The organism is Pseudomonas sp. McL0111 (genome assembly GCF_052567255.1).
Genome location: NZ_CP199585.1, coordinates 3,626,665 through 3,645,748 on the forward strand (window position 1 = coordinate 3,626,665; position 19,084 = coordinate 3,645,748).

Genomic DNA, 19,084 nt, shown 5'->3' on the forward strand with positions numbered 1-19,084 from the left:
AGGACTAAGGGTTTTCGGAAGGCGCGCTATGGCGAATGTCTTACACGCCATGGTAGCTATGTCGACTATTGCCGATGCGGTTCCATCGGTAATCTAGCCACATCAACTGAAGCACAGGGAGTGTTTCAGGATCACGGATGATCGACCATTTGCAAGGATCGCTGCCGACAGGGAGTCGATATTGGTCTTGGGAAAAACCCGCTTCGGCGGGTTTTTTTTCGCCTATGGAAAAGTACGAGAGGCTTCGTCGCCGGTCTACTGTGGTGAGGGAGCAAGCTCCCTCACCACAGACTATTCAACAGATCACGAGGCGATCAACTGGCGCAGGACGTAATGCAGAATCCCGCCAGACTTGAAGTACTCGACCTCGTTCAGGGTATCGATGCGGCACAGCACCTCGACTTTCTCCTGACGCCCGTCTTCACGGGTGATCACCAGCGTCAGGTTCATCCGTGGCGTCAGTTCGGCGCCGGTCAGGCCCTGAATGTCGAGGGTTTCCTTGCCGGTCAGGTTGAGTGTCTTGCGGTTCTGATCCAGCTTGAACTGCAACGGCAATACGCCCATGCCCACCAGATTCGAACGGTGAATCCGCTCGAAACTCTCGGCAATCACTGCTTTGACGCCGAGCAGATTGGTGCCCTTGGCGGCCCAGTCGCGGCTGGAGCCGGTGCCATATTCCTGACCGGCAATCACCACCAGCGGTGTACCCGACGCCTGATACTTCATCGCCGCATCGTAGATCGCCAGTTTTTCGCCGGTCGGAATGTAGATGGTGTTGCCACCTTCCTCACCGCCGAGCATTTCGTTACGAATACGGATGTTGGCGAAGGTGCCACGCATCATCACTTCGTGGTTGCCGCGACGTGAACCGTAGGAGTTGAAATCCCTTGGCTCCACGCCTTTTTCGCGCAAGTAATGTCCGGCCGGGCTATCGGCCTTGATGTTACCGGCGGGGGAGATGTGGTCGGTGGTCACCGAGTCGCCCAGCAGCGCCAAAACCCGCGCGCCCTCGACATCCTTAATCACTGGCAGCGGGCCGGAGATATCGTCGAAAAACGGTGGATGCTGGATATAGGTCGAATCGTCCTGCCAAACATAGGTCGCAGCCTGCGGCACTTCGATTGCTTGCCACTGCTCATCACCGGCAAACACTTCGGCGTATTCCTTGTGGAACATCGCGGTGTTGACCTGGGCTACCGCGTCGGCGATTTCCTTGCTGCTCGGCCAGATGTCGCGCAGATACACCGGATTGCCTTGTTGGTCGTTGCCCAGTGGTTCACTGCTGATGTCACTGCGCACGCTACCGGCCAATGCATACGCGACCACCAGTGGTGGCGAGGCCAGCCAGTTGGTTTTGACCAGCGGATGCACGCGTCCCTCGAAGTTGCGGTTGCCGGACAGCACCGACGCTACGGTCAGATCGGCTTTGGTGATGGCTTTTTCAATCGGCTCCGGCAATGGCCCGGAGTTGCCGATGCAAGTGGTGCAGCCGTAGCCGACCAGCGAGAAACCGAGTTGATCGAGGTATTGCGTCAGCCCCGCAGCCTTGTAGTAGTCGGTGACCACTTTCGAACCCGGTGCCAGCGAACTTTTCACCCACGGTTTGCGGGTCAGGCCTTTCTCGACAGCTTTTTTCGCCAGCAGTCCGGCAGCCATCATCACGCTCGGGTTGGACGTGTTGGTGCAAGAGGTGATCGCGGCAATCACCACGGCGCCGTTTTTCAGGCGATAGGTATGGCCTTCGGACTCGTAGTCAGCCTCACCGACCAGATCAGCATTGCCCACTGCGACACCGCCGCCGCCCTCGCTTTCGAGCCTGCCTTCTTCCTTGCTGGTGGGTTTGAATGACAAATCAAGGAAGTCACTGAAGGCTTGCGCGACATTCGGCAGCGAAACCCGGTCTTGCGGACGTTTAGGTCCTGCGAGACTCGCTTCGACGCTGCCCATGTCCAGCGCCAGACTGTCGGTGAACACCGGTTCCTGACCGGGCAGACGCCACAGGCCTTGAGCCTTGGTGTAGGCCTCGACCAGTTTCACCACTTCGGGTGGACGGCCAGACAGGCGCAGGTATTCCAATGTCACGTCGTCGACCGGGAAGAACCCGCAAGTGGCGCCGTATTCCGGAGCCATGTTGGCAATGGTTGCGCGGTCGGCCAGCGGCAGGTCGGCGAGACCGTCGCCGTAGAACTCGACGAATTTACCGACCACGCCTTTTTTACGCAGCATCTGCGTGACGGTCAGCACCAAGTCAGTGGCGGTGATGCCTTCCTTGAGTTTGCCGGTCAGTTTGAAACCGATCACTTCCGGGATCAACATCGACACCGGTTGCCCGAGCATTGCCGCTTCTGCCTCAATGCCGCCAACGCCCCAGCCAAGTACGCCGAGGCCGTTGATCATGGTGGTGTGGGAATCGGTGCCGACTAGAGTGTCGGGAAACGCATAGGTGCGGCCGTCTTCATCCTTGGTCCACACGGTGCGTCCAAGGTATTCGAGGTTGACCTGATGGCAGATGCCGGTGCCCGGCGGTACCACGCTGAAGTTGTCGAAGGCGCTCTGACCCCAACGCAGGAACGCGTAACGCTCGCCGTTGCGCTGCATTTCAATGTCGACGTTTTGTTCGAAGGCGCTGGCGGTGGCGAATTTGTCGACCATTACCGAGTGGTCGATTACCAGATCCACCGGCGACAGCGGATTGATTCGCTGCGGATCACCACCGGCCTTGGCCATCGCGGCGCGCATGGCGGCGAGGTCGACCACGGCGGGAACGCCGGTAAAGTCCTGCATCAGGACGCGGGCCGGACGGTACTGGATTTCCCGGTCGGAGCGGCGTTCCTTGAGCCACGCGGCGATCGCCTTGAGGTCGGCGCCGGTGACGGTTTTTTCATCTTCCCAGCGCAGCAGGTTTTCCAGCAGGACTTTCAGCGACATGGGCAGTTTGTCGAGGTCGCCGAGGCTCTTGGCGGCATCCGGCAGGCTGAAATAGTGGTAGGTCTTGTCGTCGATCTGTAAGGTTTTAAGGGTTTTCAGGCTATCAAGGGACGGCATTGAAATGACTCCTTTCGAGTCCGCACGGCTACGGACTGAGGGGACGGACAGAGCTTACAAACTAGCCCTGTTTTAGGTAGCTGGCTAATAACTGGACTCTATCGACAAGTCCAAGGTTCCGAACTCGGCTATCATGCGCCGGTTTTCGTGACAGGCATTGCTTCAACGCAACGCTTGGGCATCGTGCAGGGGCCGAATCACCGCCCTCTGCCCAGGAGTAAGAATGAACACCCTTTTTATGCATTGCCGGCCGGGCTTCGAAGGCGAAGTCTGTTCCGAGATTTCCGACCTCGCCGCACAACTGAACGTGGCGGGCTACGCCAAAGCCAAAACGGCCACCGCGTGTGCCGAATTTGTCTGCACCGAAGAAGATGGCGCCAAACGCCTGATGCGTGGCCAGCGCTTCGCCGAACTGATCTTCCCGCGCCAATGGGCACGCGGTGTATTTATCGATCTGCCGGAAACCGATCGCATCAGCGTGATCCTCGCCAACATGGCTGAGTTCCCGGTGTGCGGCAGCCTGTGGCTGGAAGTGGTCGACACCAACGACGGCAAGGAACTGTCGAACTTCTGCAAGAAGTTCGAAGGCCCGCTGCGCAAGGCGCTGACCGGCGCCGGCAAACTGGTGGATGACGCCAGCAAGCCGCGTCTGTTGCTGACTTTCAAGAGCGGCCGCGAAGTGTTCCTCGGCATGGCCGATGCCGGTAACTCGGCGATGTGGCCGATGGGAATTCCGCGCCTGAAATTTCCGCGTGAGGCACCAAGCCGTTCGACGCTGAAACTGGAAGAGGCGTGGCATCACTTCATCCCGCGTGATCAGTGGGAAGATCGTCTGCACAGCGACATGACCGGCGTCGACCTCGGCGCGGCACCGGGCGGCTGGACCTGGCAACTGGTCAATCGCGGCATGCTGGTGACGGCTATCGATAACGGCCCGATGGCTGAAAGCCTGATGGACACCGGTCTGGTGCAGCACTTGATGGCTGACGGCTTTACCTTCAAGCCCAAGCAGCCGGTGGACTGGATGGTCTGCGACATCGTCGAGAAACCAGCGCGTAACGCGGCGATGCTCGAAGAGTGGATCGGCGAGGGCCATTGCCGCGAAGCGGTGGTCAACCTCAAGTTGCCGATGAAGCAGCGTTATGCCGAAGTGAAGCGTTTGCTTGAACGCATCGCCGATGGTTTCAAGGCACGCGGGATCAAGGTCGATATCGGCTGCAAACAGCTGTATCACGACCGCGAAGAAGTGACCTGCCATTTGCGTCGCCACGACATCAAGAAACCCAAGTCCCGCTGAAACACTACAAAACCCTGTGGGAGCGGGCTTGCCCGCGATGAGGTCATGACATTCAGCATACGATTGGCTGAACGGACGCCATCGCTGGCAAGCCAGCTCCCACAGGTTCTGTGTGTACCACGGGATGACGATACACCCGGCAATGCGCGACAATGTCGGTCAGTTTCAGGAGTGAATCATGAGTGAAATGATCGATACCCCGGTCGACGGCACCCTCGACGCCACCGGCCTCAATTGCCCGGAACCGGTGATGATGTTGCACCAGCACATCCGTGATCTGGTGCCCGGCGGCCTGCTCAAGGTGATCGCCACCGACCCGTCGACCCGTCGCGATATCCCCAAGTTCTGTGTGTTTCTCGACCACGAACTGGTGGGGCAGCATGAAGAAGCCGGTACGTACCTGTACTGGATTCGCAAGAAACACGCCTGATATCAAGGCAAACGCAAAAACAATTGTGGGAGCCAGCCTGCTGGCGATTGCGGTGAATCAGTAACAGAAATGTTGACTGACACTGCGCAATCGCCAGCAGGCTGGCTCCCGCATTTTTTTGTCTTGCGTAAGGGGCTCAGCCCGCCGAACGGCTGATCCGAATCCGCTTGCGCGCGCTGCGGGTCAGGCGGATCGACAGCATCAGCGCCGCGCAGCTCAGGCCGACGATCAATCCTTGCCACAAACCGCTCGGGCCGCGTGGCTCGCCGAGCCAATCGGTCAGGCCGAGGGCGTAACCCACCGGCAGACCAATGCCCCAATACGCGAACAGGGTAAGGATCATCGTCACCCGGGTGTCCTGATAACCCCGCAGGGCACCGGCGGCAGTGACCTGGATCGCGTCGGAGAACTGGAACAGCGCCGAGTACACAATCAGCATCGCCGCAATGTGAATCACCGTCGGGTCGGCGGTGTAGATCGAGGCAATCGGCTCGCGTAGCAACAGCATCATGCTGGCGGAAATACAGGCGTAAGCCAGTGCCGTGCCCATGCCGACGCCCGCAGCGAAACGCGCTTCACGCGGTTCTTCGCGGCCCAGCGCCTGGCCGACGCGTACCGTCACGGCCATGCCCAGCGAGTAAGGAATCATGAACACCAGCGAGCTGACGTTCAGTGCGATCTGATGCCCGGCCACCACGGTGGCGCCGAGGCTGCCGATCAGCAGGGCGATTACCGCGAAGATGCTCGACTCGGCAAACACCGCGATGCCGATCGGCAAGCCGATCGCCAGCAGACGCTTGATCACCGCCCATTGTGGCCAGTCGAAACGGCTGAACAGTTCACTCGAACGGTAGGCCGGTGCCCAGCGCTCGTAACCCGCCAGACCGAGGGTCATCACCCACATCACAATCGCTGTCGCCCAACCGCAACCGACGCCACCCATGGCCGGCACACCGAAGTGGCCATAAATGAAGATGTAGTTCAGCGGAATGTTCAGTGCCAGACCACACAGGCCCAGCACCATTGCCGGACGGGTACGTCCCAGGCCGTCACTGAAGCAGCGCAGCACATGGTAGAACGCAACGGCCGGCAAGCCGCTGGCGATACCGTGCAGGTACTGCATGCACGGGCCGATCAGCTCGGGATCGACTTTCATCAGATGCAGGATCGGCTCGGCAGCGAGCAGCATCGCGGTGGCGATCAGTCCCACAACCAACGCCAGCCACAACGCCTGACGGACAATCGGGCCAATCTCGCTGTGCGTGCCGGCGCCGAAACGCTGGGCGACTTTCGGTGTGGTCGCCAGCAGGGTGCCGGTCATCAGCAGAAACACCGGCACCCAGATCGAGTTGCCCAGTGCCACGGCGGCCAGATCTCGCGGGCCCACACGGCCAGCCATCACGGCATCGACGAAACCCATGGCAGTGGTCGCCAGTTGCGCAATGATGATCGGCAACGCGAGGGCGAGCAGATTCTTCAGCTCCAGGCGAACCCGGGCAGGGCGGTTGAGGGAAACGGCGGGTTGATCGGTTACGGAATTCACAGGCAAAGCGTCCACAGGTGTTGATGCGCAAGGCGGGGCATTCTACGCCGCTGACGTAACGGTCAGGAAAAATCCTGTGTTGCGGATTTGTAATCACAAAGCTTGCTGGCTCATCCCCCTGTCTGCGCCTAAACTGCCGGTCCGCCAAAGGAGCCCGCCATGCTGATTGTTGCCGACGAAAATATTCCGTTGCTCGATGCCTTTTTTGCCGGTTTCGGCGAGATTCGCCGGGTGCCGGGCCGTTCCATCGACCGTGCCACGGTCGAGCAGGCCGATGTGCTCTTGGTGCGTTCGGTGACTAATGTCAGCCGCGCGTTGCTGGAAGGCAGCAAGGTACGTTTTGTCGGCACCTGCACGATTGGCACCGATCATCTGGACCTGGATTATTTTGCCGAGGCCGGCATTACCTGGTCCAGCGCGCCCGGTTGCAACGCTCGGGGCGTGGTCGATTACGTGCTCGGCAGCCTGATGACCCTGGCCGAAATCGAAGGCGCCGATCTGCCACAACGCACCTACGGTGTGGTGGGCGCCGGTGAAGTCGGCGGTCGACTGATCAAGGTCCTGAAGGGATTGGGATGGAACGTGAAAGTCTGCGATCCGCCGCGTCAGGCAGCGGAGGGCGGCGATTACGTCAGCCTGGAGCAGATCATCGAGCAATGCGACGTCATCAGTCTGCACACGCCACTGACCCGCAACGCTGACGGCGCGACCTGGCACCTGTTTGATCAGCAGCGCTTGCAGCAACTCAAGCCCGGAACCTGGCTGATCAACGCTGCTCGTGGCCCGGTAGTGGATAACGCCGCACTGCGGCGCGTGTTGCTGGAGCGGGAAGACCTGCAAGCGGTGCTCGACGTTTGGGAAGCAGAGCCCGAGGTGGATGTGGCGCTGGCCGAACTTTGCGTGTTGGCCACGCCGCACATTGCCGGCTATAGCCTCGACGGCAAGCAACGTGGCACGGCGCAGATTTATCAAGCCTACTGCGACTTTATCGGGCAACCCGCTAGCATCCCGCTCAGTGAGTTGCTGCCAGCACCGTGGTTGTCGCAAGTGACGCTGCATGCTGACACCGATCCAGACTGGGCCTTGGCGATGTTGTGCCGTGGCGTGTACGACCCACGCCGGGACGATGCGGATTTCCGCCGCAGTCTTGTAGGCAATGTCGCTGAACAGCGTGCGGCGTTTGATGTGTTGCGCAAGCAGTATCCGGTGCGGCGGGAGATTGAAGGATTGCAGGTGCGGATTGAAGGGGATTCCCCACAGTTGCAGCAAATCGTCGCGGCACTGGGTGCGGTTGCTGTTTAAGCACCGAGCTGGCTTCATCGCGAGCAGGCTCACTCCCACAATTTGAAATGCATTTTCCCTGTGGGAGCGAGTTTGCTCGCGAAGGCAGCGCCGCGGTTCAATCCGGTCGTTCAGACAGAAAAAACCCGGCCATCAGGGCCGGGTCTGGAAGACTGTGGCTATATCACTTTTGTTCGGCAGGCTTGACCAATCGCTTCTCCAGTTCGCGGCAAGCGTCCTGGATCATGTCTTCAGTGATCGGTACTTCACGCCCATCCTTATCGATAATCGAGCAACCCAGAGGTTGGCCGGGCTTGGTGCGGATCACTTCAATCTTGTCTTCGCTGCTGTGTTGCAAGGACATGGCCTGTCTCCTCATCAGGTTGTTTATCTAGAATAAAACCGCCAGGTGACCGGGCTGTTACAACGCCCTTGGTCCGTCCGGGTCGGCATCTCCACTCAAACAGAAATGACCGTTTGTCTCAACAGTGACATTAGACCAATAGCATCTAGGGTCTAGTCGTGGCGGTCATATTTAACCTGACTCATTGTGATTTACAGAGTTCCACCCCATTTGGTTCTGTAGGCTGGCCCTATTCCTCCACTCCGATGTGAGTCCGAATGATCCCGATGCTTTCTTCCCGACACCGTCGCGCCCTGCGCCTGACCAGTCATTTCCTTGCGCCGTATCGCTGGCCGGCTCTCGGAGCGTTGCTTGCGTTGATTGTCACGGCAGGCATCACCTTGTCGATGGGGCAGGGCATCAAGATGCTGGTCGATCAGGGTTTCATGACCCAGTCACCGCACCTGCTCAATCAGTCGATTGGCCTGTTCATGCTGCTGGTGCTTGGGCTGGCGATTGGTACATTCGCTCGGTTTTATCTGGTGTCGTGGATTGGCGAGCGGGTTGTCGCGGACATTCGGCGCCAGGTGTTCAACCATCTGGTGTATCTGCATCCGGGGTTCTACGAGGACAACCGCAGTTCGGAAATTCAGTCGCGGCTGACTGCCGACACCACGCTATTGCAATCGGTGATCGGCTCATCGCTGTCGCTGTTCCTGCGCAATTTGTTGATGGTCATTGGCGGCATCGTTCTGCTGTTCATCACCAACCCGAAACTCACCAGCATCGTGGTGATTGCCTTGCCATTGGTGGTCGCACCGATCCTGATTTTCGGGCGGCGAGTGCGCAATCTGTCGCGGCAAAGTCAGGACCGGATTGCCGACATTGGCAGTTATGTGTCCGAAACCCTCGGCCAGATCAAAACCGTGCAGGCCTACAACCATCAGGTGCAGGACGAGCAGCGTTTCGCCTCGACGGTCGAGCAGGCTTTCGAGACCGCGCGAAAACGCATCTATCAGCGCTCGTGGTTGATCACCCTGGTCATCGTGCTGGTGTTGGGCGCGGTGGCGGTGATGTTGTGGGTCGGCGGCATGGACGTGATTGCCGGACGAATTTCCGGCGGTGAACTGGCGGCGTTCGTGTTCTACAGCCTGATCGTCGGCAGTGCGTTCGGCACGTTGAGCGAGGTGATCGGCGAGTTGCAGCGCGCTGCCGGTGCCGCTGAACGGATCGCCGAACTGTTGCGCTCGGAAAACATCATCAAGCCGCCGACCAGCGGACTGGTGACCTTGCCGGAGCGCGTCAACGGCGAGTTGCAACTGCAAGGCGTGCGTTTTTCCTACCCTTCGCGTCCAGAAAGCTATGCGGTCAACGGCCTCGATCTGACAATCAACGCCGGTGAGACGTTGGCACTGGTCGGACCGTCTGGCGCCGGCAAGTCCACGGTGTACGACTTGCTATTGCGCTTCTACGATCCGCTTGAAGGGCAGATTCTTCTTGATGGCGTGCCGCTGACCCGTCTTGATCCGCTGGACTTGCGCCGTTGTTTTGCGCTGGTGTCACAGACGCCGGCGCTGTTCTTCGGCAGCGTCGAAGAGAACATTCGCTATGGCAACCCCAGCGCGACGCTGGAGCAGGTCAAGGACGCGGCGAAAATTGCCCACGCCCACGATTTCATCGAGCAGATGCCGGACGGCTACCAGACTCATCTGGGTGACGGCGGGCTCGGACTTTCCGGCGGCCAGCGCCAACGTCTGGCCATCGCCCGGGCGTTGCTGGTGGATGCACCGATCCTGCTGCTGGACGAAGCTACCAGCGCCCTCGACGCGCAGAGTGAACACCTGATTCAGGAAGCACTGCCGAAACTGATGCAAAACCGCACGACGCTGGTGATCGCCCATCGTCTGGCCACAGTGAAGAACGCTGACCGGATTGCGGTGATGGATCAGGGCAAACTGGTGGCGATTGGCACGCATCAGGAGTTGATTGCCAGTAATCCGCTGTATGCGCGGTTGGCGGCATTGCAGTTCAGTGATGGAAAGGAAGTTTTTAAACAGGACTGATGAATGCTGCCTGCATCGGGCATTATGACGAGCTGTATGGAATACCAGGATGAGGACATGAGTCGTTACCAACCACCGTTGACCCTGACCACTCGAATGCTTGCTCTGATCGCCGAAATCAGCGAGCAAATCGGTAAGCTTTCGGCCATGGACGACAGTCGGCAGACGCCTCAACTGCGTAGAGGTAATCGAATTCGTACGATTCAGGCTTCTCTGGCAATCGAGAACAACACGCTGAGTGTTGAGCAGGTGACCGCAGTACTGGCTGGTAAGCGGGTTCTGGGGTTGCCGAAGGAGATACAGGAAGTACGTAATGCGTTTACGGCTTATGAGTCAATGCCAGACTGGAAGCCGGGGAACAGGGCCCATCTTCTAAGTGCACACGAATTGCTGATGCATGGACTCATTGATGATTGCGGTCAGTTACGCCGGACAGGCGTCGGCATCTATCGTGGCGAGCAGTTGGTGCATATGGCGCCACCACCCAGCCGAATTGCGCACCTGATTGATGAGTTGCTGGCGTGGCTTGACGCGTCAGACTGGCATCCGTTGATCGTTAGCTGTGTGTTCCATTATGAGTTCGAGTTTATACATCCTTTTGCCGATGGTAACGGACGGATGGGACGCCTTTGGCAAACCTTGATTCTCAGTCAGTGGCGACCAGTGTTGGCCTATCTGCCGGTTGAAGCCGTAATTCGGGACCAACAGGACGCCTATTACGCCGCATTGTCAGCGGCTGATCGAATGGCGGAGTCAACGCCCTTTGTCGAGTTTATGCTTCAGGCATTGAGTCTTGCATTGCAGGAAGCAATCAGTGCCGAACCGGCGACCGACCAAGTAACCGACCAAGTAACCGACCAAGTAACCGACCAAGTAGCAAAGCTGCTGGGAGCACTCGACGGAGCCGCTCCACTCAGTATCAACGACCTTATGGGTAAGCTTGGTCTGGCCCATAAAGCAACCTTTCGTGCGAACTACCTCAAGCCGGCTCTGACAGCCATGTGGATTGAAATGACTGACCCAGATTCCCCGACGAGCCCAGCGCAAAGGTATCGGTTGACTGAGACGGGCAAGCGAATGGCGGTGGTGCAGTAACAGCGGCGCATTTTGACAGGCACAAAAAAATGCCCGTATCTCGCGATACGGGCATTTTTCGTTATTCGGCGTCATCTGCGTAATTACTGGTCGTCGAAGTAACGCTCATGCCAATCCACCAACGGCTGCGGCGAGTTGAGTTTCTGGCCGTAGATCACCGAGTAGGACAACACGTTCTGCACATACTGGCGGGTCTCGTCGAACGGAATGCTTTCCACCCACACATCGAAACTCAGGTGGTCAGCACCGCGCAGCCATTGGCGCACGCGGCCGGGGCCGGCGTTGTAGGCGGCGGAGGCGAGCACGCGGTTGCCGTTGAACTGGCTGTGAACCTGGCTCAGGTAAGCGGCGCCGAGCTGGATGTTCTTGTCCGGATCAAGCACTTGCTGCGGCGAAGCCAGCGGAATGCTGAACTTGCGTGCGGTTTCCTTGGCGGTGGCGGGCATCAACTGCATCAGGCCGCTGGCGCCGACACCGGAGCGGGCGTCGTCCATGAAGGCGCTTTCCTGACGGGTGATGGCGAACACCCAACTCGAATGCAAGCCACGAACCTTGGCTTCACGCACCAGGGTTTCGCGGTGCGCCATCGGGAAGCGGATATCCAGATCGTCCCAGTATTGTGCCTGGCTGATGGTGCGGATCGCCGGGAAGTACCATTTCAGGTCGTAGGCGAGTTTCGCCTGGGCGACCATTTCATCGCGGTTGAAGTGACGGCTGACGTGATACCACTCGCGGCGACCGTCGACAATCTGCCCGCGGGCATGGAATTCCAGAGCGCGACGCACGCCCGGCGTGTTGCGCACTTTGTTGATCAGCGCCTGGCTGAGCACCAGCGGTTTGTTGTTCAGGGAGTACGGGAGTTGCGAGCGGTCGGCGGCAAGGAAACCGTAGAAATCACGCTCCTTCGCCAGACCTTTGTACAGCGTTTGTGCTTCCGGGTTCTGCGGCTGCGCCAGTTCCAGACTGCGTGCCTGCCAGTAGCGCCAGCGGTTGGTGGTGGCCAGATCTTGCGGCAGGCGGCGGGTCAGTTGATAAGCATCGTCCCAGCGCGCCAGACGCAGCAGAAGGCGCAGACGCCATTCGGAAACGGTGTTGTCACGCAGTTCCGGGTCGTACTTGGTCATCACGTCGAGCGCGCGGCTGTCGAAACGCCGGGCCAGTGTCAGGCCGATTTCCCGGGCGATCGCGACTTTCTCATCGCGAGAGAAGTGCATGCTGCTGGCATAACCGTCGAGCAAAGCCATGGCCTTGTCCGGGTCCTGACGGGCGAGGCGGCGCAGACCGAGGCTGACTACGTCGGACATCGGTTCATCGGCCGGGACGAAGCGCGAAGGCTGATTCAACAGTTCGGGCTTCTGCGCGACATCAACCAGCAGCCGACCGCGTGGAGCAAGCGTGGTCAGGCCGTTGGTCAGGCTGTTCGCCAATGGATAGTTGCGTGCCTGGGCGGCGAGTTTGGTGCGCTCCCAACGTTTTTGTTCGGTGAGTTGGCCGTCGGCGGCCCAGATTCCGAACAACGCATCACATGCGGCGGGTTGCGATTTGCCGGTCAGCCACAGTTTGTCTGCGTTGGCATAGCCTTCGGCCTTGTGACCGCTGCTGATCTGGTACTGCGCATTCAGGCAGTCGAGTTCAGTGAAGTTGAGTTTCGGGTCGTAATACTTGACGAAGGTTGCCCAGTCGCCACGGTCGGCCAGCCAGCGCAACCAGCGCAACTTCATCCAGTTGGCTTGCGGCAGGTCGCCGTGCTCGGCGAGGAACTTCTCGATTTCCGCGTTGCTCGCGCTTTTCAGGCGGGCGGTCAGCTCGTCGTAAGCCAGATACGGTTCCAGCGGATAATCGGCCAGCGCCTGGCTGTATCGGAAATACGGGCCGGTATCGCCCTTGGCCAGGGCGCGTTTGGCTTCATCGTAATACTGGCGTTGGGTGGACAGGTCCACCGCCTGAGCGGATTGAGCAGCAGCGGCGGTAAGTAGCAAACAGGACAAAACACTGAAAAGGCGACTGCGCATGAGACATCCGGGCAGAGAAAATCAGGACAAGTGCGGGCGTGGCCGGCACTGAATTGTCTGTAGCTTAGCCTTTTGCCAGCAAGCGGCGAAAGCTTTGCGGGCCGCGCAGCACAAGTTCGCAACAATTGTTGTGCAGAGTGCGTCCACAGATAAATTGCCGGCCTGTTGATGCCTCAAGTCAGGTAGAATGCGCGCCCGGTTTTTGGAGAAGCTCATGACCCTGCTCAAATTCAGCGATGTGTCCCTTGCGTTCGGCTCTATGCCGTTGTTGGACAAGGTGTCCTGGCAGATCGCCCGTGGTGAGCGGGTGTGCATCATCGGCCGCAACGGCACTGGCAAGTCCAGCATGATGAAACTGGTCAAGGGCGACCAGAAGCCCGATGACGGCTCGGTGTGGCGTGCCCCCGGTCTGAAAATCGGCGAATTGCCGCAAGAATTGCCGGTGGCCGACGAGCGGACCGTGTTCGACGTGGTGGCTGAAGGCCTCGACGGCGTTGGCGCACTGCTTGCCGAATACCATCACCTGAGCCAGAACATCGTCACCGACGCTGATCTGGACAAGCTGATGCACGTCCAGCACGATCTCGAAGCCCGCGATGGCTGGCGCCTGCAAACGCTGGTCGACAGCACCTTGAGCCGCCTGCAACTGCCGGCCGACAAGACCCTCGCCGAATTGTCCGGCGGCTGGCGTCGTCGCGTGCTGCTGGCGCAGGCGCTGGTGTCCGAGCCGGACCTGCTGCTGCTCGACGAGCCAACCAACCACCTGGATATCGGTGCGATTGCCTGGCTCGAAGAAGCGCTGAAAGATTTCCAGGGCGCCGTGCTATTCATCACGCACGACCGTTCTTTCCTGCAAAACCTCGCAACACGCATCCTCGAACTGGATCGCGGCGGCCTGATCGACTGGAACGGCGACTACGCCAGTTTCCTCGTGCACAAAGAAGCTGAGCTGGCTGCCGAGGCGACTGCCAACGCGCTGTTCGACAAGCGTCTGGCCCAGGAAGAAGTGTGGATTCGTCAAGGCATCAAGGCGCGTCGCACCCGTAACGAAGGTCGCGTTCGCGCCTTGAAAGCCCTGCGTGTTGAGCGCAGCGAGCGTCGCGAGCGTACCGGCAAGGCCAACATCCTGCTGGATACCGCCGACAAGTCCGGCAAACAGGTTATGGTCCTCGAGAATGTGAGCTTCGCGCATCCGGGCGGACCGTTCCTGATCAAGGACTTCTCGATGGTGCTGCAGCGCGGCGACCGTATCGGCCTGCTCGGCGCCAACGGTACCGGCAAAACCACCCTGCTGAAGCTGATGCTTAATGGTCTGCAGCCGACCAGCGGCAAAGTGGAAGAGGGCACGCGGATCGACGTGGCTTACTTCGACCAGTTGCGCCATCAGCTGGATCTGGAAAAAACCGTGATCGACAACGTCGCCGAAGGTCGCGACTTCATCGATATCGACGGCCAGAGCCGCCATGTCCTGAGCTACCTCGGCGACTTCCTGTTCAGCCCGCAGCGTGCCCGCACGCCGGTCAAGGCGCTGTCGGGTGGTGAGCGTGCGCGTCTGTTGCTGGCCAAACTGTTCAGCAAACCGGCGAACCTGCTGGTACTCGACGAACCAACCAACGACCTCGACGTGGAAACTCTCGAACTGTTGGAAGAAGTGCTGCTGACCTTCAACGGCACCGTGCTGATGGTCAGCCACGACCGGGCATTCCTCGACAACGTGGTTACCAGCACCCTGGTCTTCGAAGGTGAAGGCAAGGTACGTGAATACGTCGGTGGTTATCAGGACTGGCTGCGTCAGGGTGGTTCGCCGCGCCTGCTGGGCGTGACCGAGAGCAAGTCCGGCAAAGCCGACTTGAATTCGGCAGTGGTCAAGGCTGAGCCGGCACCGGTCGCAGCAGCAGACGCACCAGTCGCCAAGAAAAAGCTCAGCTACAAGCTGCAGCGTGAACTGGAAGCCTTGCCGGGCGATATCGACGCCAAGGAACAACAGATCGCTGCGGTTGAAGCTGAAATGGCTGACGGCGGTTTCTACCAGCGCCCAGCGGCGGAAACGGCCAAGGTGATTGCTTCGCTGGAGCAGTTGCAGGCTGAGCTGGATGTGCTGGTTGAACGTTGGGCCGAGCTGGATGCCTGATTGATCCAGTCGTAAAAAAGCCCGGCGTTCAGCAATGAGCGCCGGGCTTTTCATATACGGTTGAGATCCAATGTGGGAGCGAGCCTGCTCGCGAAGCGCCGGGTCAGGCTATATCAATACTTGATATGCCGACGCCTTCGCGAGCAGGCTCGCTCCCACAGTGTGTCTGGATCAGCGTTTGACCAGGTGGACTGCCAGAACATCACAAGGTGCGCCATGCAACACGTCGTTGGCGGTTGAACCGAGCAGCAGTGCCAGACCATGTCGGCCGTGGCTGCCGACCACGATCAGGTCGCAGGCCTGTTCTTTGGCGAAATGATGGATTTCCTGGCGTGGCTGGCCGTAGGTCAGGTGGCAGTTGGCGCCTTCTAGTTCGGTGTACTTGAGCTTCAGGCGTTCAAGGCGTTCCTTGGCTTGATCGAACTGCTGCTGTTGCAGTTGTGACAGATCCATTGGCACGTCGCCGCCGAAGGCCATCGCCATCGGTTCGACAATATGCACCAGCGACAGCTTGGCGCTGTTGCTCACCGACAGCTCTCGGGCGCGGTGGATGACAGGGTCGCACTCTTCAGTCAGATCTACAGCGACCAGGATGTGGTGGTAGGGCATGAGGTGCTCCTCCTGAGGTATCGATATTGTTAAGTATGGCTGGTTTCAAGCGCATTGGTTCCAAAGTGGCGCAATGGGCTCATGACAAAACGGGAGTACAGATATGACGGTCTGGATAGTGGTGTCAATCCTGCTGGTGGTATTGAGTCCGCTGGCATGGTTGCGTCCCTCGCGTGCGCAGAGCGGTCGCATAGGTCTGCGGATGGAAGCGCGGCGTATCGGGCTGGCCATGCAACTGGCGCCTCAGGAGTGGCCGCATTGGCTGTCTCAGGAGCCGCCCAGCCCGTGTGCGCAATATCATCGGCCACGTCGCGGCAGTCAGCCAGCGTGCTGGACTTATTGGCAGAAATCGCCGGGTGTGTGGGTCAATCAGTGGCAGGAAGTTTGCGAAGATCGAGCGCTGCTCAATCATTTCGAAAAATTGCCGGATAACGTCTTCAAGGTCGAAGCGGACAAGCAGATGATCGCCTTGTATTGGGGTGAGAAGGGCGAGGCGGAAGTTTTGCAGCAAATAGATGCCACTCTGAAAGCGCTGGCATGAATCGCGGATATTTCGTACTGCAATGGTGCGAAACGTCCGGCAGACGAGCAATAAAAAGCCCGACATGATTCATCGGGCGGGGTTGGCCAGGCAGGCCGGAAACTCTTTTTGCGTTGATTGGGTCTCACGCAGTCTGTGAATCTCTCTGCAGTCCTGCCAGCGTAGCCTGTTAAACAAGGCTCGCCGCAAATTAGGGCGACTTTTCTAACTATTGATTCTATGAATGACTTCACATGCAGCCGCGTGTTGCTGGTCTGCGTGGTACGGAAATGACCGCAAAGTCGCATTTCAACCCGTATTTTGGGCGATTGACAATTGTCGGAAATTCCGTGAAGGTGACGTACCCAAATCAAACGGGCGTATGAATTGAGCGTTTGTCTTACAGACTGCTCCTACAGAATCCCGACTATCGCGTTGGCGGGTGTGCCGGGTGGATTGGCGTCAGCATCGACGAAAAAACGTCCTGCCGAGTCATTCGCCTGCGTCCGACGTGTACTGTTCAGCTTCCATATCGTGGAGATCAGTTGATGATTTACGAAGGTAAAGCCATCACGGTTAAAGCTCTTGAAAGTGGCATCGTCGAATTGAAATTCGACCTCAAGGGTGAGTCCGTCAACAAGTTCAACCGTCTTACCCTGAACGAACTGCGTCAGGCAGTAGACACCATCAAGGCAGATGCTTCGATCAAGGGCGTGATCGTCAGCAGTGGCAAGGACGTATTCATCGTCGGCGCCGACATCACCGAATTTGTCGACAACTTCAAGCTGCCGGATGCCGAGCTGGTTGCTGGCAATCTCGAAGCCAACAAGATCTTCAGCGATTTCGAAGACCTCAACGTTCCGACCGTAGCGGCCATCAATGGCATCGCTCTGGGCGGCGGTCTGGAAATGTGCCTGGCGGCGGACTACCGCGTCATGTCCACCAAGGCCAAGATCGGTCTGCCGGAAGTCAAACTGGGCATCTACCCGGGCTTCGGCGGTACCGTGCGTCTGCCGCGCCTGATCGGTGCCGACAACGCTATCGAGTGGATTGCCGCCGGCAAGGAAAACCGTCCTGAAGACGCGCTGAAAGTTGGCGCAGTCGATGCAGTGGTTGCTCCTGAAAAGCTGCAGGAAGCTGCCCTTGAACTGATCAAGCGCGCCATCTCCGGCGAGTTTGACTACAAGGCCAAGCGTCAGCCGAAGCTGGAAAAGCTCAAGCTGAATGCAATCGAACAAATGATGGCTTTCGAAACCGCCAAAGGTTTCGTCGCCGGTCAGGCTGGCCCGAACTATCCGGCGCCGGTTGAAGCGATCAAGACCATCCAGAAAGCCGCGAACTTCGGTCGTGAAAAGGCGCTGGAAATCGAAGCCACAGGTTTCGTCAAACTGGCCAAGACCTCTGCCGCGCAGAGCTTGATCGGTCTGTTCCTGAACGATCAGGAACTGAAGAAAAAGGCCAAGGCCTACGACGAAATCGCCAAAGACGTGAAGCAGGCTGCTGTACTGGGCGCCGGCATCATGGGCGGCGGTATCGCTTATCAGTCGGCCTCCAAAGGTACGCCGATCCTGATGAAGGACATCAACGAGCACGGTATCGAGCAGGGTCTGGCCGAAGCCGCCAAACTGCTGGTTGGCCGCGTTGATAAAGGTCGCATGACTCCAGCGAAAATGGCTGAAGTGCTCAACGGCATTCGTCCTACGCTGTCCTACGGTGATTTCGGCCACGTCGACCTAGTGGTCGAAGCGGTTGTAGAGAATCCTAAGGTCAAGCAAGCCGTACTGGCTGAAGTTGAAGACAAGGTCAAAGAGGACACCATCCTCGCGTCCAACACCTCGACCATTTCCATCAGCCTGCTGGCCAAGGCCCTCAAGCGTCCGGAAAACTTCGTCGGCATGCACTTCTTCAACCCGGTGCACATGATGCCGCTGGTTGAGGTTATTCGTGGCGAGAAGTCCAGCGAGCTGGCTGTTGCCACCACCGTTGCCTACGCCAAGAAAATGGGCAAGAACCCGATCGTCGTCAACGACTGCCCGGGCTTCCTGGTCAACCGCGTACTGTTCCCGTACTTCGGCGGTTTCGCCAAACTGGTCAGCGCCGGCGTGGACTTCGTCCGCATCGACAAGATCATGGAAAAATTCGGCTGGCCAATGGGCCCGGCATACCTGATGGACGTGGTCGGTATCGACACCGGTCACCACGGTCGTGACGTTATGGCTGAAGGCTTCCCGGATCGCATGAAGGACGATCGTCGTTCGGCTATCGACGTGCTTTACGAAGCCAAGCGTCTGGGCCAGAAGAACGGCAAGGGCTTCTACGCCTACGAGACCGACAAGAAGGGCAAGCAGAAGAAAGTTGCCGATCCGTCGGTGCTTGAAGTGCTCAAGCCAATCGTTTACGAGCAGCGCGAAGTCACTGACGAAGACATCATTAACTGGATGATGATCCCGCTGTGCCTGGAAACCGTGCGTTGCCTGGAAGACGGCATCGTTGAAACTGCCGCCGAAGCCGACATGGGTCTGGTTTACGGTATCGGTTTCCCTCCATTCCGTGGCGGTGCTCTGCGTTACATCGACTCGATCGGTGTTGCCGAGTTCGTTGCCCTGGCTGACCAGTACGCTGATTTGGGCGCGCTGTACCACCCGACCGCGAAGCTGCGCGAGATGGCCAAAACCGGCCAACGCTTCTTCGGTTAAGCGCCCCCAACTAGAGTGA

The 19,084-nt window shown here is 58.8% G+C and carries 13 protein-coding genes; 8 read left to right on the forward strand and 5 right to left on the reverse strand.

Annotated elements, in window-relative coordinates; translation table 11 throughout:
• Nucleotides 1–303: 303 nt before the first annotated feature.
• Nucleotides 304–3,045, reverse strand: a complete 2,742-nt coding sequence (gene acnA, locus ACTWLJ_RS16570) for an aconitate hydratase AcnA (protein ID WP_445177607.1) — start codon at nt 3,043–3,045, stop codon at nt 304–306.
• 223 nt (nt 3,046–3,268) lie between these two features.
• Between acnA and rlmM the strand changes: the two genes are divergently transcribed.
• Both rlmM and tusA read left to right on the forward strand, forming a co-directional pair.
• Nucleotides 3,269–4,342: a 23S rRNA (cytidine(2498)-2'-O)-methyltransferase RlmM gene (gene rlmM / locus ACTWLJ_RS16575; RefSeq protein WP_445177608.1), complete on the forward strand. Its 1,074-nt coding sequence runs from the start codon at nt 3,269–3,271 to the stop codon at nt 4,340–4,342.
• 178 nt (nt 4,343–4,520) lie between these two features.
• Nucleotides 4,521–4,772, forward strand: coding sequence for a sulfurtransferase TusA (tusA, locus tag ACTWLJ_RS16580; protein WP_025111044.1), 252 nt, complete (start codon nt 4,521–4,523; stop codon nt 4,770–4,772).
• A gap of 136 nt (nt 4,773–4,908) precedes the next feature.
• On the opposite strand, the gene ACTWLJ_RS16585 is transcribed toward tusA, so the two are convergent.
• Entirely contained in the window at nt 4,909–6,315 is a 1,407-nt protein-coding gene (locus ACTWLJ_RS16585) for an MATE family efflux transporter (protein WP_401218171.1), read from the reverse strand.
• 159 nt (nt 6,316–6,474) lie between these two features.
• Between ACTWLJ_RS16585 and pdxB the strand changes: the two genes are divergently transcribed.
• Nucleotides 6,475–7,617 carry a 4-phosphoerythronate dehydrogenase PdxB gene (gene pdxB / locus ACTWLJ_RS16590; protein ID WP_445177609.1) on the forward strand — a complete coding sequence of 381 codons (1,143 nt, stop codon included), beginning with the start codon at nt 6,475–6,477 and terminating at the stop codon, nt 7,615–7,617.
• Nucleotides 7,618–7,780: 163 nt separating this feature from the next.
• Here the strand turns inward: pdxB and ACTWLJ_RS16595 are convergent, their stop codons facing one another.
• Nucleotides 7,781–7,960 carry a PA1571 family protein gene (locus tag ACTWLJ_RS16595; protein ID WP_064588443.1) on the reverse strand — a complete coding sequence of 60 codons (180 nt, stop codon included), beginning with the start codon at nt 7,958–7,960 and terminating at the stop codon, nt 7,781–7,783.
• A 257-nt stretch (nt 7,961–8,217) separates the two neighbouring features.
• Here ACTWLJ_RS16595 and ACTWLJ_RS16600 point away from each other — a divergent pair, with 257 nt between their 5' ends.
• Entirely contained in the window at nt 8,218–10,002 is a 1,785-nt protein-coding gene (locus ACTWLJ_RS16600) for an ABC transporter transmembrane domain-containing protein (RefSeq protein ID WP_445177610.1), read from the forward strand.
• Nucleotides 10,003–10,059: 57 nt separating this feature from the next.
• A complete protein-coding gene (locus tag ACTWLJ_RS16605; protein ID WP_445177611.1) occupies nt 10,060–11,097 on the forward strand; it encodes a Fic family protein in 1,038 nt (345 codons plus the stop codon).
• 83 nt (nt 11,098–11,180) lie between these two features.
• On the opposite strand, the gene ACTWLJ_RS16610 is transcribed toward ACTWLJ_RS16605, so the two are convergent.
• Nucleotides 11,181–13,109 (reverse strand): transglycosylase SLT domain-containing protein, encoded by a 1,929-nt coding sequence (locus ACTWLJ_RS16610; RefSeq protein WP_445177612.1) that lies wholly within the window; start codon nt 13,107–13,109, stop codon nt 11,181–11,183.
• Nucleotides 13,110–13,323: 214 nt separating this feature from the next.
• Here ACTWLJ_RS16610 and ACTWLJ_RS16615 point away from each other — a divergent pair, with 214 nt between their 5' ends.
• Complete coding sequence (locus tag ACTWLJ_RS16615) at nt 13,324–15,240, forward strand: ATP-binding cassette domain-containing protein (RefSeq protein WP_401218183.1); 1,917 nt, start codon at nt 13,324–13,326, stop codon at nt 15,238–15,240.
• A 171-nt stretch (nt 15,241–15,411) separates the two neighbouring features.
• Here ACTWLJ_RS16615 and ACTWLJ_RS16620 read toward each other — a convergent pair whose 3' ends face one another.
• Nucleotides 15,412–15,849 carry a universal stress protein gene (locus ACTWLJ_RS16620; RefSeq protein WP_445177613.1) on the reverse strand — a complete coding sequence of 146 codons (438 nt, stop codon included), beginning with the start codon at nt 15,847–15,849 and terminating at the stop codon, nt 15,412–15,414.
• 103 nt (nt 15,850–15,952) lie between these two features.
• On the opposite strand from ACTWLJ_RS16620, the gene ACTWLJ_RS16625 reads away from it, so the two are divergent.
• Complete coding sequence (locus tag ACTWLJ_RS16625; protein ID WP_445177614.1) at nt 15,953–16,390, forward strand: hypothetical protein; 438 nt, start codon at nt 15,953–15,955, stop codon at nt 16,388–16,390.
• Nucleotides 16,391–16,917: 527 nt separating this feature from the next.
• On the forward strand, nt 16,918–19,065 hold the full coding sequence (fadB, locus tag ACTWLJ_RS16630) for a fatty acid oxidation complex subunit alpha FadB (RefSeq protein ID WP_445177615.1): 2,148 nt from the start codon (nt 16,918–16,920) through the stop codon (nt 19,063–19,065).
• Nucleotides 19,066–19,084: the final 19 nt, after the last annotated feature.